The organism is Rathayibacter sp. VKM Ac-2929, from assembly GCF_022815495.1.
GTDB lineage: Bacteria > Actinomycetota > Actinomycetes > Actinomycetales > Microbacteriaceae > Rathayibacter > Rathayibacter festucae.
In genome coordinates this window covers 303,616-317,186 of the sequence record NZ_JALGRV010000001.1, presented here as the reverse complement: position 1 = coordinate 317,186, position 13,571 = coordinate 303,616, and the positions used below count along the sequence as shown (strand labels likewise).

Here is a 13,571-nt window from a genome sequence, read left to right as displayed (position 1 = left end):
GTCCCTGTGACGCGAGTGGGTCTCGATACGCGCGCTGCGCGCACTACTCGACCAGCAAGAGAGGGGCCCCATGCCGGTCCGGCATCCCGCAGGGCAGCCGTTCATGCTGGTCGAGTAGCCGCCTCCGGCGGCGTATCGAGACCCACCATCGCCGAGAGATCCAGGAGCGAGCCTCCTCCACACTCGCGTTCCGACGACGTTGTCCCCGATCAGCCCCTGGTTCCGACCATGCTGTCGGTGCCCCCTGCTTCAATACGCGTATGTCAAACGATGAGAACGCGGCAGCACTCGCGGAGGTGCGCGACTGCTTCACCGACGCCGCGGCCGCCGAGCGCGCCGCGTCCCCGACGCGCCTGAGGGCCGCGGAACGCATCCACCGCGGCTACCGCGTCGCCCTCACCGTCCCGGAGGCGTTCGCCCGCGGCACGTCCCGGAGCGAGACCCGCGACCTCGTCGAGCGCTCGATCCGCGCCGAGCTCGCGGTGACGCTCGGCGTGTCCGAGCCGGAGGTCTGCCGACGGCTCGAGACCGCGGAGATGCTGATGGAGCACCTGCCGCTCACCCGCGCCCTGCTCCGCGACGGCCGGATCCTCTGGGAGGTCGGCGAGGCGATCTGCAGGACGGCGAGCAGTCTCCCTGAGGCCTCCCGCGTGGCCCTTGATGAGCGCGCAACCGACGCCGCGGTCACCATGACGACCACGCAGCTGCGCCGCGCCCTGAGCCGCTGGCGGGAGGAGCTGCACGAGCAGCCCCTCGCCGAGCGCCACGCCCGCGCGAAGGAGGACCGTGCCGTCTGGGTCACCCCGGATGTCGACGGGATGGCGACGCTCTGCGTCCACGCTCCCGCGCCGGCGGTGACGGGCGCGTACGACCGGCTGCGCCGCATCGCCCGCACCCTCCGCGACGACGGCGACCCCCGCACCCTCCAGCAGCTCAGCGCCGACGCCGCTGTCGACCTGCTCTGCGACGGCGACATCGCCGGCACGACCCCCGGTTCCGAGAACCGGCCGGACCCGACGTTCGTCCCCGGCATCCGCGCCGAGGTCCGGCTGACCCTCGCCGCGTCGACGGCCGTGGGTCTGGACGACGCGCCCGCGGATCTCGACGGCTACGGCCCGGTCCCCGCCGAGATCGCCCGCGAGCTGATCCGCACGGCTCCGTCGTTCACCCGGGTCCTGACCGATCCGGAGACCGGCGCGGTCGTCTCCGTCGGCCGCACCCACCGCGTCCCACCGCCGCAGATGCGCCTGCACCTGAAGCTGCGGGACCAGACCTGCCGCTTCGCCGGCTGCACCCGGCCCGCCGCCACCAGCGAGGCCGACCACACCCTCGAATGGCGCAACGGCGGAGAGACGTCCTTGGAGAACCTCGTCTCGCTCTGCACGTCCCACCACCACATCCGGCACGGGGACCAGTGGAGCTACGTCAGACACGACGACGGGACGATCGTCTGGACGACACCCACCGGCCGGCGGATCAGCATTCGGCCACCGGCACTCCCCGGGCGTCCGCCCGACCCGCCCCCACGGCCGTACTTCGTCGATGTTCCCGCACCGTTCTGACGGTGGGGGGATCTCGATACGCCCGCTGCGCGGGCTACTCGATCAGCATGCATCGCCCGCAGGACGCGTCCGTGTGAGCCCGCACATGCTGCAGGGACCGCGCGCAGGGTGTGTCGGCGCACGTCCGCACATGCTGGTCGAGCAGCGCGCAGCGCGTATCGAGACCCACGATGCTCGGGCGAGCACCCGCCGGCGTGCTGACGCGGGTCGATCTCGATGCGACCGCTCCGCGGGCGATCCGATCAAGCGCGTCAGGCCTCGCCGCCGCCGGGCGGGCCGACGACGAGCAGCGCGGCGAAGACCGCGGCGACGGCGGCCAGGACCAGGGCGGCCGCGAGGACCGGGCGGCCGAGCGCCCAGCGCAGCAGCCGGCTCGGGAGCCTCCGGTCACGCGGGTCGGCGCCCGCCTCGCGGCGCCAGTCGCCCTCGAGGAGCCCGCGCCGCTCGAAGCCGCGCTCCAGCGGGATGGTCGTATAGGGCACCACGGCGCTGGCGAGCGCGAGCAGGGTCGCTCCGGCGGTCCAGCGCTGGTTCACCGCGAGGACGAGCGCGGCCGCCCCGTAGGCGAGGAACGCGAATCCGTGGATCGGGCCGGCGACGCTCACTGGCCAGTCGCCGACTCCGACGGCGTACTTGAGCAGCATGCCGACGAGCAGGAGCGTCCAGGTCACCGCCTCGAGGATCGACAGGATGCGGAAGAGGCGGCGCGGGCTCATGGGATCGGCTCCGTTCGGGTCCACGGCCATATCAGCGGACGGTCGGCGTCGGTCGACGATCAGCGGGTCGACGGTCACCGGGAGACTACGACAGCACTCCTGCCCGCCACCTGGGCGACGCGGGACCGCGGTCCCCGCGTCAGCCGAGGCGGCCGAGCAGAGCGAGCGTCGAGGCGACGCCGACCGCGACCGCCGAGAGCGCCGCGATCGCCCCGTGCACGCCGCTGCGCAGCGGCGTGGCCCGCGGCTCGTCGCGCAGTCCCGACCACAGTCGGCGCGCGACCCCGTCGGCGCTCGGGCGGGCGGCGGGGTCGAGCCTGGTCATCTCGGTCAGCAGCCCGCGCCAGCGCTCGGGCACCGAGTCGGGGACGACCGGAGCGTGGTGCATCCGCTGCAGCGAGATCTCCAGGGTGGTGCCGGTGTAGGCACGACGGCCGGAGACCGCCTCGAGCAGCACCAGGCCGAGGGAGTAGACGTCGGACGCCGGGCCGACCGTCCCGGAGCCGAGGCTCTCGGGGCTGAGGTACGCCGCGGTCCCGACCAGGACGTCCGAGCGGGTGAGCCGCGCGTCGTCGACGGCCCGGGCGATGCCGAAGTCGCTGAGCTTCGCCTCGTGCAGGGCACCGGCGGCGACGACGGACCGCGTGCGGACCAGCACGTTCTCGGGCTTCACGTCCCGGTGGAGGACGTCCCGCGCGTGCAGGTGCGCCAGAGCGTCGGCGAGCTGAGCGCCGACCTCGGCGAGCAGCCGCTCGTCGCCCGAGGCGAACCAGCCGGCGGCGGGGTCGGCCGGATCGAAGTACTCGAGGACGAGGAAGGCGAGCGCGCCCTCCTCCGTCGCGATCTCGCCCTGGTCGAGGATCTCGACGATCGAGGAGTGACGGGAGTCGATCAGGAGGCGCACCTCGCGCTCGCGCCGCGACCGCTCGTTCGGGGTGTCGGCGATCTCGCGGTAGACCTTCACGGCGACGGAGCGCGCCAGACGGACGTCGCGCGCCCGGAAGACCGTCGCGCTGCCGCCCTCGCCGATGCGCTCGAGCAGGAGGTAGCGATCGGCCAGAGTCGTGCCGAGCAGGGGATCCGAGAGCGGGAGGACCGGTGCAGTGTCGAGCATGCCGTCCTCCTCCTCCTGATTTCGCTAGCTCGTCTAACTAGCTTGTCCATTCGTACCGTCTGGGGTCGCCGAGGACAAGCACCAGGACGGGGTTGTACATGACTAGATCTTCTTGCTACATGACTGTCTAAGCTGTGGTGCATGGACGAGGTCGCGTTGGCTCGACCGGCTGCCCTCCGGCACCCGGCCGCTCCGAGCGCGCCCGGGGCCGCCGAGGTCCTCGGCGCGATGCGGGCCTTCCGCACGGCCGAGAGCGCGATGCGCCGGCGCACCCGCGGATCGATGGGCATGGGCGAGAACGATCTGCTCGCGGTCCAGTTCCTCATGCGCCGGCAGCAGGGCGGCCAGCACGTCAGCCCGAAGGACCTCGCCGCCTACCTCGGCATCTCCTCCGCCTCCACCACCGTGCTGATCGACCGCCTGGTCAAGAGCGGCCACGTCCTCCGCCAGCCGCACCCGAGCGATCGGCGCGCGATCCGGATCGTCGCCACCCCCACCTCCCACCGCGAGGTGCGCGAGACGCTCGACGACATGAACCAGCGGATGCTCGCCGCGGCCGAGCAGCTCTCCCCCGAGGAGGCGAGCGCGGTGGTCCGCTTCCTGCAGACCGTCCGCGAGATCGTCGAGATCCCCGGCGAGCAGGGCGACGTCCTCGAGTACGACGCCGACCACGAGCTCACCGTCGAGCGACGCCGCGCCTGAGTCGCTCGGCTCCGCCGTACCCTCCGCGTTCTCTGCGGAACACGCGTCCTCGGCGTCGGCGCTCGGACGCTCCGGGCGTTACCGTCCGTTCACCCGGCCCGGCTTGACATCGTTAGTCAAACTAGTAGACAGTCTTTCTAGCGACAGGGACAGGCTCCTGTCTTCGTGCGAACGGGAGAAGACCATGGGCAGCATCATGTACGGCACTCCTCCGGCGGCCATCGAGGTCGACGACCGGACTCTGGCCCACCTGCAGATCGTCATCATCAACAAGTTCCGCCGGGACGAGCGCTTCCTGCTCACCCTCGACGCCAGCCCGAACGCCGGGACCGGCCGCCGCGGCGTCTGGATGCACCCCACCATCCCGCTGCAGTTCGACTTCAAGGGCAGCCGCCAGCCCACGATCAACCCCGAGTGGATCGAGGCCCTGATGGAGCGCGCCAACAGCGGCGCCGGTCTGCGCATCGTCCCCGAGCCCGTCAGTGCGACCGCGGTGCCGCTGCGCCGCGCGGAGCCGGCCGCCTAGCGAACACCGCCTGGCGCACGCCGACTGACGCTCGCCGCCTGGCGCCGGCCGTCTCTCAACGACCGGACGGCATCGAGTTCGCCGATATCTGTCGGACTCTCCGAACTGCCTCGCAAGCGCTTGACATTCCGCGCCACGCCCAGGACACAGGCCTACACTTCGAGTGCGGTCCGGGTTCGTTCCGGCGGGCTCGACCCCGTGACCGCGCGCATGACCGGATGCCGGGTAGCGAGCTCCCCCTCTCGTGGGCCCGGCATCCGGGTGCGCGGCGCACCCGAAGCGCTTCCGCGAGGCCTGCCGACAGGAGTCGGCGCCATGCTCGACACGACCACCGCCCCGCGTTCCAGCACCGGGGCTTCCGGCACGGACCCCGGTGAAGTCCGGCCCGGCGACGAGTTCACTGCCGTCGTCTCCGACGAGCTCGAGTGGTGGCGCGTCGTCGCCGTGCTCGGCATCCGCGTGCTGGCGGAGCGCCTCCGCAGCGGCGACCGGCACAGCTTCACCCTCCGCTTCGTCCGCTACCGCCTGGCCGTCGCGGCCGAGGGCGGCGCCTAGGCGGCCTGTCCCGCCTGCACCGGGCGCCCGAGCCGGGCGAACATCCGGTCGAACACCCGGCGGCGGTCGAACTGCAGGGCGTACTCGCGTGCCGCGACGGCCCGCTGCGCCCGGTCCTCGGCGGTCAGCTCGAGCACCGCGTGGTCGAGCAGCGCGGCGATCGTGTCCGGGGCGTCGACCGGGGTGATGAACGCGTGCTCGCCGACCGCTTCGCCGATGCCGCCGGTCAGGGTCGTGATGACGGGTCCGCCGCCCGCGAGCATCTTCTCGGCGAGCGCGATACCGAAGGTCTCGACGAACTCCGGGCGCGGCTTGCTCGGCAGCACGAACGCCGAGCAGCCGGCCATCAGGTAGGGCTTCTCCGCGTCGCCGACGTCGTCGAGGAAGAGGATGCGGTGGGCCAGCGGCGACGCGGCCGCCAGGCGCCGCAGCTCCGCCTCCTGCGGTCCGCGCCCGGCGATGACGAGCTCCCGATCCGCGTGCACGGCACTGCGCTCGTAGCCGGCGATCAGATCCTCGACGCCCTTCGCCTCCGTCAGCCGGGAGAGGAAGAGCACGTAGCCGTCGGTGCGCAGCCCGCGCGCGCGCACCACCTCGTCGACCACGGCCGGGTCGAGCCCGGTGTAGGCGTCGGAGTCGATCGCCGGGTAGGAGATCTCGATGCGGGCCCGGCACTGCTCGGCGAAGCGGGTGCCGTGCACCGCGTCGATCCGCTCGGCCTCCTCGACGATCAGGTCGCGGGTGTACTCGGAGACGGCGACGCAGTGGTCCTGCGAGAGGTACGAGGCGAAGATGTGCGCGGCGGCGCCGAGGCGGCCCTCCTCGACCGCCCGGCGGACGACGTTCGTGACGTCGGAGCCGACCGCCTCGGCGATCGTGGTGACGTCGACCGGGAGCCCGGTGCTCCAGGCAGCGCGCAGGGCGTCCGCCACCGCGAGGGTGTGCGGGCTGAGGTAGAGCGACAGGCAGACGGTGGGCACGCCGTCGGTGAACAGCTCGACCAGGCGGCCGACCATGCCGGCGAGGAAGCGGCCGTCCGGCACCTTGTAGTCGCCGACGGGCTCCGGGCGCTCGACGATGATGCCGTCGCTGTAGGGGAGGACGGCGTCGAGCGGCTTGAGCGGGAGGCCGGCGGCCTGGAGCCGCTCGATCGGCCAGGTGACGATCCGCACCTCGTCGAAGCCGCGCTCGAGGGCGGTCTCGGCGAGGTTGCGGGCCTCGACCGAGTGCCCGCAGATCACCGGATCCGCGCGGACCACGATGACGAGTCGGTTCTGCACGGTGTGGGCGTGCGTGCTCTGGTCCATGGTGCTCCTTCAGGGGTGATCGGTGCGGGCGGGTCGGGCGTGGTCAGGGCGTGGTCAGGGCGTGCGGGGCGCTCAGTGGTGCGGGAACGACGGCGGGCGGTGCTCGGGGGCGCTCCCCCAGCCGGCCGGCTCGGGGCCGAGGTGCAGCGTCAGCTCGCCGCCGCGGTGCAGCTCGGCGGCGGTGATCCAGCTCGCGTCGAGCGGTGCGCCGTTCAGCTCCGCGGACTGCACGTACTGGACGGGGCCGCCCGGCACCGGCTCGACGAAGCCGGTGGTGCGCAGCTCGACGTCCGCCCCGCCCACCGCGATCGACGCCCGCGCGAAGGCCGGCGCGTTGACCAGCAGCAGCCCCTGGCCGGCGACCGGGAAGAGCCCGAGGCTCGCCCAGACGTACCAGGAGCTCAGGCCGCCGGAGTCGTCGTTGCCGGGCAGACCGCCGCGGCCGGCACCGAAGCGCTGGTGCAGCACGCCGTGCACGATCTCGGCCGTGCGGTCGGGGCGACCCGCGTAGTGGTACGCCCACGGCGCGTCCATGTCGGGCTCGTTGTTCAGCCCCTCGAAGCGGCCGAGGGCCGCGCCCGCGAGCATCTCCGCACGGTCCGGGCGCAGTCCCAGCTGCACGACGGGCTCGGCGCCGTAGCCGAAGAACTCGTCCAGCTGCGCGACGAAGGCCTCGTCGCCTCCGCTGATCGCGATGCGGCCGGCCATGTCGTGCAGCAGGCGGAAGGAGTAGTTGTGCCGGGTGCCCTCGTAGTAGGTGGAGTCCTTGAGCAGGCCGGAGCGCAGGTCGTAGGCGTTCACCCACTGCGCCGCCCGCTCCTCGAGCTGGTCGGCGAGGAGGTGGTCGCCGACGTGCCGCGCCACGACGGCGGTGCACCAGTAGCCGTGCGCGAGGTCGAGGGTGTGGCTGATCGGGTGCGCCTCCCCCGCCGCGAGGAACTCCTCGCCGTAGGTGCGCTTGAGGTCCTCGCCCATGTGCACGAGGGCCGCCTCCCAGTCGATGCCGGGCAGGCCGAGCCGGCAGAGGTCGGCGAGGAAGGTGTGCGCGAGCGCGCTGCCCTGGCGGGAGAAGCGGTCGCTGCCCTTGGCCATCCGGTAGCCGATCGGGAAGTTGCCCTCCTCCTCGCAGATGGTGAGCAGCGCGGCGCCGATCTCGACCGCGCGCTCGGGCAGGAGCGCGGTGAGCAGCGGGAGCTGAGTGCGGTAGATGTCCCACATCGTGCTGAGGTCGAAGACGAACGGGCCGTCGCTCGGCCAGAACGGGCTCTCGTCCGGCGCCAAGCAGGGCTTGATCAGCGAGTGGTAGAGCGCCGTGGCGAAGACGGTCTCGCGCTCGGGCGAGGGGGTGTCCACGGCGATCGTGCGCAGGCGCTTCCGCCAGGTCTTGCGGGTGCGGTCGCGGCGCTGGTCGAAGCCGCCGGTCGTCGGCGGCACGTCGCGGTGCAGGTTCTCGCGGGCGCGCTCGGTGCCGCGGAGGGAGAAGCCCATCCGCAGCTCGACGGTCTGGCCGGCCGTGCTCGGCCCGGCCCACATCAGCCCGAACGGGCGCAGGGTGGTCGGCCGGATGTGGTCGAAGTCGAGCCGGGTGCCGCCGGGCATCAGCCGGCGGTCGTACCAGAGCATCTGACGCCACTGCAGGGCGTCGCACTCGAGGTGGACGGCGAGCGGCGCGCCCTCCATGACGACCTCGCCGGCTGCGACGCCCGGCGAGATCGAGTGCAGCTGCGCGCGGAGCGGGATCGTGGCTCCGGACGGGATCGCCAGGCCGCCGAGCGAGAGGTCGACGACCACGCGGGCGCTGCGGTGCTCGGGGAAGGTGTAGCGGTGCACGACCGAGGCGGGGCCGACGGTGAGCTCGGCGCGGATCCCCGAGGAGAGGGTCGCGGCGTAGTAGCCGGGCTCGGCGACCTCGTCCTCGATGGCCCAGCTGCGGCCGAGCTCGTCGAGCGGCTCGAGCATCGGCGTGACGCGGAGGTAGTTGTAGTACTTGCGGATCGCGCCGGTGCCCGACTGCTGGAAGTGCGTGAAGCCGGAGGCGACGAGGCCGTCCTGGATCGTCGGCGGGACGCCCTCGAGCGCGAGGTCGTAGCGGCCGTAGCCGGTCGGGTAGGCGCCGGAGTAGGAGCAGGCGGACACCATCCCGAGCGGGAAGGTCGCGCCCGGGTGCGTGTTGCCGATCTGCGGCTTGGGTGACCACCAGGTCGCCGCGAGCCCGGTCGCGTCGGGGAGCCGGGTCGCCTCGGTGCCGAGGAACGGGTCCACCCGCTCGATCACCGGGTGCCCACCCGTCCGTACCCCGCCGCCGCCATGCCGTGACGCTAGGCAGCGCGGGGGGACGCAGGGTGTCGGCGGGGTGTCCGCCGGACGACGGGTCGGCGACCGGACGGGGCCGCCGACCCGACACGCTTACGGGATGAGGCGCTCGGCGCGGTAGCGGTCGAACAAGTCCGTGAAGGAGTCGACCGTGCGGTGGTGCACGCCGAAGCCGGCCAGGCGCGACTTGCTGATGTCGGTGACGACCTCGATCTGGCGGCCGAGGTCCGCGTCGGTGTGCCACCAGGAGGCGACGCGCTCGAGGTCGGGCTCGACCAGGTCGTGCTCGCGGACGAGGCGCTGCCAGACCTCGTCGGCGCCGGCCATCTGCTGCTCGAGGGGCTGCGGCTCCTCGCCGGGGCCGACGGGCTCGACGCCGAAGTGCTCGGCGATCCGCGACCACATCCAGCGCCAGCGGAAGACATCCCCGTTGACGACGTTGAACGCCTCGTCGCGACCCGCCTCAGACGTCGACGCCCAGACCATCTGCTCGGCGAGGACGGTGGAGTCGGTCATGTCGGTGAGGCCGTTCCACTGCGTGAGCGAGCCGGGGAAGACGAACGGCGTGCCCTGCGCGCGGTGGATCGATGCGGCGACGGCCAGCGTGAGGCCCATGTTCATCGCGTTGCCGACCGCGTGGCCGATCACGGTGTGCGAGCGGTGCACCGACCAGGTGAAGCCGTCGCGCTCGGCGGCCGCGAAGAGCTCGTCCTCCTGGGCGTAGTAGAAGTTGGGCGCGTCGAGGCGCTCCTCCTCCTCGTGGAACGGGGTGTCGGGCATCGCGCCCTGGCCGTACGCCTCGAACGGGCCGAGGTAGTGCTTGAGCCCGGTGACGAGCGCGACGTGCTGGAGCGGCGCGTGCGAGAGCGCGGCGAGGAGGTCGCGGACCATGCCGCCGTTGACGGCGATGTTCTCCTCCTCCGTGGCCTGGCGCGACCAGGCGGTGAAGAAGACGTGGGTCGGCTTCTCGTCGGCGAGCACGCGAGCGAGGTCCTCGGCCGAGCGGAGGTCGGCGGAGAGCGGGGTGACGCCGGGGCGCTCGGCGATGGGCCGACGGGAGAGGGCGGTCACGGGCCAGCCGCGCTCGGTGAGCAGGTCGACGAGGGCGGAGCCGCCGATGCCGGTGGCGCCGACCACGAGGGCGCGCTGCTCGGGAGTGGGGGCCTCGGGAGTGGGGACGGTGGACGGGTCTGCTGCGGAAGTCATCCCTGAGGACAACGCGCGTCCCGGCCCGGCATTCCTGGGCGGGTCAGCCGACGGCGGGCAGCGGCTCGCCGTGGCCGTCGAAGGAGAGGTCGACACCGGCCTCGGAGCACTCCTCGGCGATCAGGTCGAGGGCGTTCCAGAAGGACTGATTGCGCACCGGCTTCCGGGCGAGGGTGTTCTGCAGCGCGGACGTCGCCGAGCGCGCCGCGTCGACCGCTGTCGAGGTGGCGTCCTCGTACTGGAGCGCGTCGAGGGCGGCTTCGAACGCCTCGCGGTTCGCCGTCGCGGGGTCCGCCGCGAAGGCGTTCCACGACTCCTCGACGGGCGGGCAGAGAGCCGGGTCCTGCGTCTGCCCGGGGAGAGCGCAGCCGGTGAGGAGGAGGACGGGCGCGACGAGGAGCACTGCCGCCACCCTGCTTCTCCACCTCATCCGAGTGAGGGTACCGTCCGTCCGGGATCGCGGTGTCGGGGGCACGGGGTAGCGTCGGTGGGTGCGTGCTCCGTGGAAGAACCGTGAACCCGGGGCGCGGCTCCCCCGCGACGTGAAGGTCCTCGGGATCGTGGCGTTCTTCGTGATGCTGGGGTTCGGGGTCGTCGTGCCGGTGCTGCCGGTGTACGTGCGGAGCTTCGGGGTCGGCTACGTCGAGGTCGGGGCGGTGGTGTCGGCGTTCGCGCTGATGCGGCTGGTCGCGAATCCGTTCGTCGGGCCGCTGGTCGACCGGGTCGGCGAGCGCATCGTGCTGGCCGTCGGCATCGGGATCGTCGCGGTCTCCAGCGCGCTCGTCGGGCTGGCCGGCGACTACGCGCACCTGCTGCTGCTGCGCGGGGCGGGCGGGATCGGCTCCGCGATGTTCTCGGTCGCGGCGATGACGCTGCTGCTGCGGACGGCGGATCCGGAGCGGCGCGGCCGGTCGATCGGCTTCTACCAGGGCGGGTTCCTGCTCGGCGGCATGGCGGGGCCGGCCGTCGGCGGCGTGCTGACGGCGATCTCGCTGACCGCTCCCTTCTTCTTCTACGCGGGCACGCTCGCGATCGCCGGGATCGTCGGGCTGGTGCTGCTGCAGCGGCCGGACCGGGACGCGGAGGCGGCGGCGACGACGGCCGTGGCGAAGCCGATGCGCGAGGTCGCGCGCGACCGGCGGTACCAGAGCGCGGTGCTGGCGAACTTCGCGCTCGGCTGGTCGGCGATGGGCGTGCGCGCGACGCTCGTCCCGGTGCTCGTCGTCGAGGGACTGGGCGACGAGCCGGCCTGGACGGGCATCGCCTTCGCCATCGCGGCGGTGGTGCAGACGATCGCGCTGGCGCCGGCCGGGCGGTTCGTCGACACGGTCGGGCGGCGGCCCGCGCTGATCGGCGGGTTCGCCGTCGCGGCGGTCGCGATGCTGGCGATGCCGCTGGTGCACGAGCTGTGGCTGCTGATCGCGCTGCTCTGCGTGTACGGAGCGGCGGCGGCGTTCATGGGGACGGCGCCGGGCGCGCTCGTGGGCGACGCGGCCGGCGAGCGCGGCGGGAAGCCGGTGTCGTTCTTCCAGGCGGCGTCGGACCTCGGCGGCGTCGTCGGGCCGCTGCTGGCGGGGGCGCTCGCGGACGCGGCGTCGCCGACGGCGGCGTTCGCCTCGGCCTTCGTGCTGCTCGGGCTGACCGCGGTGGTCGGGCTGCGGGTGCCGCGGCGCTGACCTGGCGGGATCCACTGGGAAGAGACGCCCGCAGGCATGGTGGTCGAGTAGCCGCGGAGCGGCGTATCGAGACCTGCCGTGACCAGCAGGCCGGGTCTGCAGACCTCCGTCGGACGCTGGTGGATCTCGATACGCCCGCTGCGCGGGCTACTCGATCAGCAGGGGTGGGCCGCTGCGCGGGCTACTCGATCAGCAGGGGTGGCCCGCTGCGCGGGCTGCTCGATCAGCAGGGGCGGCTAGGTGTTGCGGCCGCGGGCGTCGACGGGCCAGGTGGCGGTGGTGCCGTCGGCGCGGAGGACGCGGTAGTCGTCGGCGAGGTTGACGGCGACGCAGACGTGGTTGGGGGCGATGCGGATCCGGGTGCCGAGCGGCAGGTCGACGCCGGTGATGGTGGCGTGGTGCTCCGAGAGGACGGTGATGCGGGCCTCGGGGTGCTCGAGGAGGCGGCCGAAGCCGGTCGAGGCGGCGCCGCGGTCGGAGGAGAGCACCTTGCTGCCGGCGTCGGCGATCAGGTGGTCGTCGCGGCGGGCGACGATCGTCGCGAGCACGGTGACGGCGATCGACTCCGGGCCGATGGTGCCCATCTCCCACTGCTGCGCGTCGCCGAGGGCGGAGACGCCCGGGCGCAGCTCGGCGAGGACGCCGGTGTCCGCGAACTCGAGCGACGGGGTCGAGCCTCCGCTGATCACGCGGGCCGGGACTCCGGCGTCGGCGAGCGAGGCGGCGGCGGCACTGAGCGCGGCGGCCTCGTCGCGGGCCGCGGCCCGGCGGCCGTCGAGGGCGTAGCTGTGACCGGGGAAGGTGAAGACGCCGACCACGTCGAGCCCGGCCTCGGCCGCGGCGGCGGCCACCGCGCCGGCCTCCTGCGGCGGCACTCCGCTGCGGTGGTGGCCGGAGTCGACCTCGACGACGACCTCGAGGCCGTCGGGGATCGCCGCGGCCAGGCGGCGCGCCGACTCCGCGGAGTCGACGCCGACCCGGACCCGCGCCCGCTCGAGCACGCCGCGCAGCCGGACCGCGCGCTCGGCGTCGAGCCAGAGCGGGTAGGCGATGAAGAGGTCCTCGACACCGCCGGCCGCGAACACCTCGGCCTCCGACACGGTCGCGACGGTGAGGCCGACCGCGCCGGCCGCCAGCTGCCGCCGGGCGATCTCGATCGACTTGTGGGTCTTGGCGTGCGGGCGCAGCGCGACGCCCCGCTCGCGAGCCGAGCGGGCGGTGGCCGCGATGTTGCGGTCGAGGACCGCCTCGTCGAGGACGAGCGCGGGCGTGGGGACGCTGTCCGGAATGCGAGGCATGGCGCGATCATAGGGCGGCTCTCCTCTACGGTGAAGGAGACGACGAGCGGCGGGGGCGGCGTCTCGACCGAGCCTCAGACGCGAAGGAGCGCCGCATGCGCGAGCAGGAAGCCCGATCCCACCACGAGGACTCCGCGGCGCGCGCGGCCTCCTTCGGTCGGGGCATGCTGACCGCGACGTACGCGCTCCGGCACGAGAAGGGGCTCGACGTCGTGTTCCTGCTCCGCGGCACCGGCCCCGACTTCCTGATCGGCATGGGCGCCGCCTCGGACGACTTCCGCTCCGTCCTCTCCATCGGCCTCGACAGCCGCGACGGCGTGCTCCGCCCCACCGCGAGCCACACGATCGACGGCCGCCGCCGCGGAGTCCCGGCGCGGGTGGTCTACCGGAGCGACGGAGCCCTGGTCGTCGAGGCGAGCCCGCTGCCGCTGCGCGATCGGCCCGCGTCGCTCAAGTGCTGGTCGTTCGTCCGCTCGGGCGAGGACGAGCACTACTCCGACGTGATCGGCTTCGTCGCGCCGTCGCTCGCCGCTCTGCCGCCCGTGCCGCTGAAGACGCGGCCGCGGGCGCGCAGGCCCTAGGGTGTGGTCAGGCCG

General features: G+C 73.3%; 13 protein-coding genes. 6 read left to right on the top strand and 7 right to left on the bottom strand.

The window, feature by feature from the left end; all coding sequences use genetic code 11:
- Positions 1–260: 260 nt before the first annotated feature.
- Entirely contained in the window at positions 261–1,562 is a 1,302-nt protein-coding gene (locus MT355_RS01405; RefSeq protein ID WP_243598261.1) for an HNH endonuclease signature motif containing protein, read from the top strand.
- Positions 1,563–1,813: 251 nt separating this feature from the next.
- Here MT355_RS01405 and MT355_RS01400 read toward each other — a convergent pair whose 3' ends face one another.
- Both MT355_RS01400 and MT355_RS01395 read right to left on the bottom strand, forming a co-directional pair.
- Entirely contained in the window at positions 1,814–2,278 is a 465-nt protein-coding gene (locus tag MT355_RS01400; protein WP_243598260.1) for a DUF3817 domain-containing protein, read from the bottom strand.
- 139 nt (positions 2,279–2,417) lie between these two features.
- The gene (locus tag MT355_RS01395; protein ID WP_243598259.1) at positions 2,418–3,392 is read right to left on the bottom strand and encodes a serine/threonine-protein kinase; all 975 of its coding nucleotides are present in this window, start codon (positions 3,390–3,392) and stop codon (positions 2,418–2,420) included.
- A gap of 141 nt (positions 3,393–3,533) precedes the next feature.
- Here MT355_RS01395 and MT355_RS01390 point away from each other — a divergent pair, with 141 nt between their 5' ends.
- The 3 genes from MT355_RS01390 (at position 3,534) to MT355_RS01380 (ending at position 5,175) form a co-directional block, all read left to right on the top strand.
- On the top strand, positions 3,534–4,094 hold the full coding sequence (locus tag MT355_RS01390; protein WP_243598258.1) for a MarR family winged helix-turn-helix transcriptional regulator: 561 nt from the start codon (positions 3,534–3,536) through the stop codon (positions 4,092–4,094).
- Positions 4,095–4,278: 184 nt separating this feature from the next.
- Entirely contained in the window at positions 4,279–4,620 is a 342-nt protein-coding gene (locus MT355_RS01385) for an ATP-dependent DNA ligase (RefSeq protein WP_243598257.1), read from the top strand.
- A 315-nt stretch (positions 4,621–4,935) separates the two neighbouring features.
- Positions 4,936–5,175: a hypothetical protein gene (locus tag MT355_RS01380; RefSeq protein ID WP_243598256.1), complete on the top strand. Its 240-nt coding sequence runs from the start codon at positions 4,936–4,938 to the stop codon at positions 5,173–5,175.
- Here the strand turns inward: MT355_RS01380 and MT355_RS01375 are convergent.
- From MT355_RS01375 to MT355_RS01360, 4 genes are all read right to left on the bottom strand, one after another.
- The gene (locus MT355_RS01375) at positions 5,172–6,482 is read right to left on the bottom strand and encodes a glycosyltransferase (protein WP_243598255.1); all 1,311 of its coding nucleotides are present in this window, start codon (positions 6,480–6,482) and stop codon (positions 5,172–5,174) included. The genes MT355_RS01380 and MT355_RS01375 overlap by 4 nt on opposite strands.
- A gap of 72 nt (positions 6,483–6,554) precedes the next feature.
- Complete coding sequence (locus MT355_RS21485; RefSeq protein WP_243598254.1) at positions 6,555–8,756, bottom strand: glycoside hydrolase domain-containing protein; 2,202 nt, start codon at positions 8,754–8,756, stop codon at positions 6,555–6,557.
- Between the two features lie 132 nt (positions 8,757–8,888).
- The gene (locus tag MT355_RS01365; protein ID WP_243598253.1) at positions 8,889–10,001 is read right to left on the bottom strand and encodes an SDR family oxidoreductase; all 1,113 of its coding nucleotides are present in this window, start codon (positions 9,999–10,001) and stop codon (positions 8,889–8,891) included.
- Between the two features lie 43 nt (positions 10,002–10,044).
- Positions 10,045–10,413: a hypothetical protein gene (locus tag MT355_RS01360; protein WP_243598252.1), complete on the bottom strand. Its 369-nt coding sequence runs from the start codon at positions 10,411–10,413 to the stop codon at positions 10,045–10,047.
- Positions 10,414–10,492: 79 nt separating this feature from the next.
- On the opposite strand from MT355_RS01360, the gene MT355_RS01355 reads away from it, so the two are divergent.
- Positions 10,493–11,677, top strand: a complete 1,185-nt coding sequence (locus MT355_RS01355; RefSeq protein WP_243598251.1) for an MFS transporter — start codon at positions 10,493–10,495, stop codon at positions 11,675–11,677.
- A gap of 236 nt (positions 11,678–11,913) precedes the next feature.
- Here MT355_RS01355 and MT355_RS01350 read toward each other — a convergent pair whose 3' ends face one another.
- Positions 11,914–12,975, bottom strand: a complete 1,062-nt coding sequence (locus MT355_RS01350; protein ID WP_243598250.1) for an alanine racemase — start codon at positions 12,973–12,975, stop codon at positions 11,914–11,916.
- Positions 12,976–13,070: 95 nt separating this feature from the next.
- Here MT355_RS01350 and MT355_RS01345 point away from each other — a divergent pair, with 95 nt between their 5' ends.
- Positions 13,071–13,556 (top strand): hypothetical protein, encoded by a 486-nt coding sequence (locus MT355_RS01345; protein WP_243598249.1) that lies wholly within the window; start codon positions 13,071–13,073, stop codon positions 13,554–13,556.
- Positions 13,557–13,571: the final 15 nt, after the last annotated feature.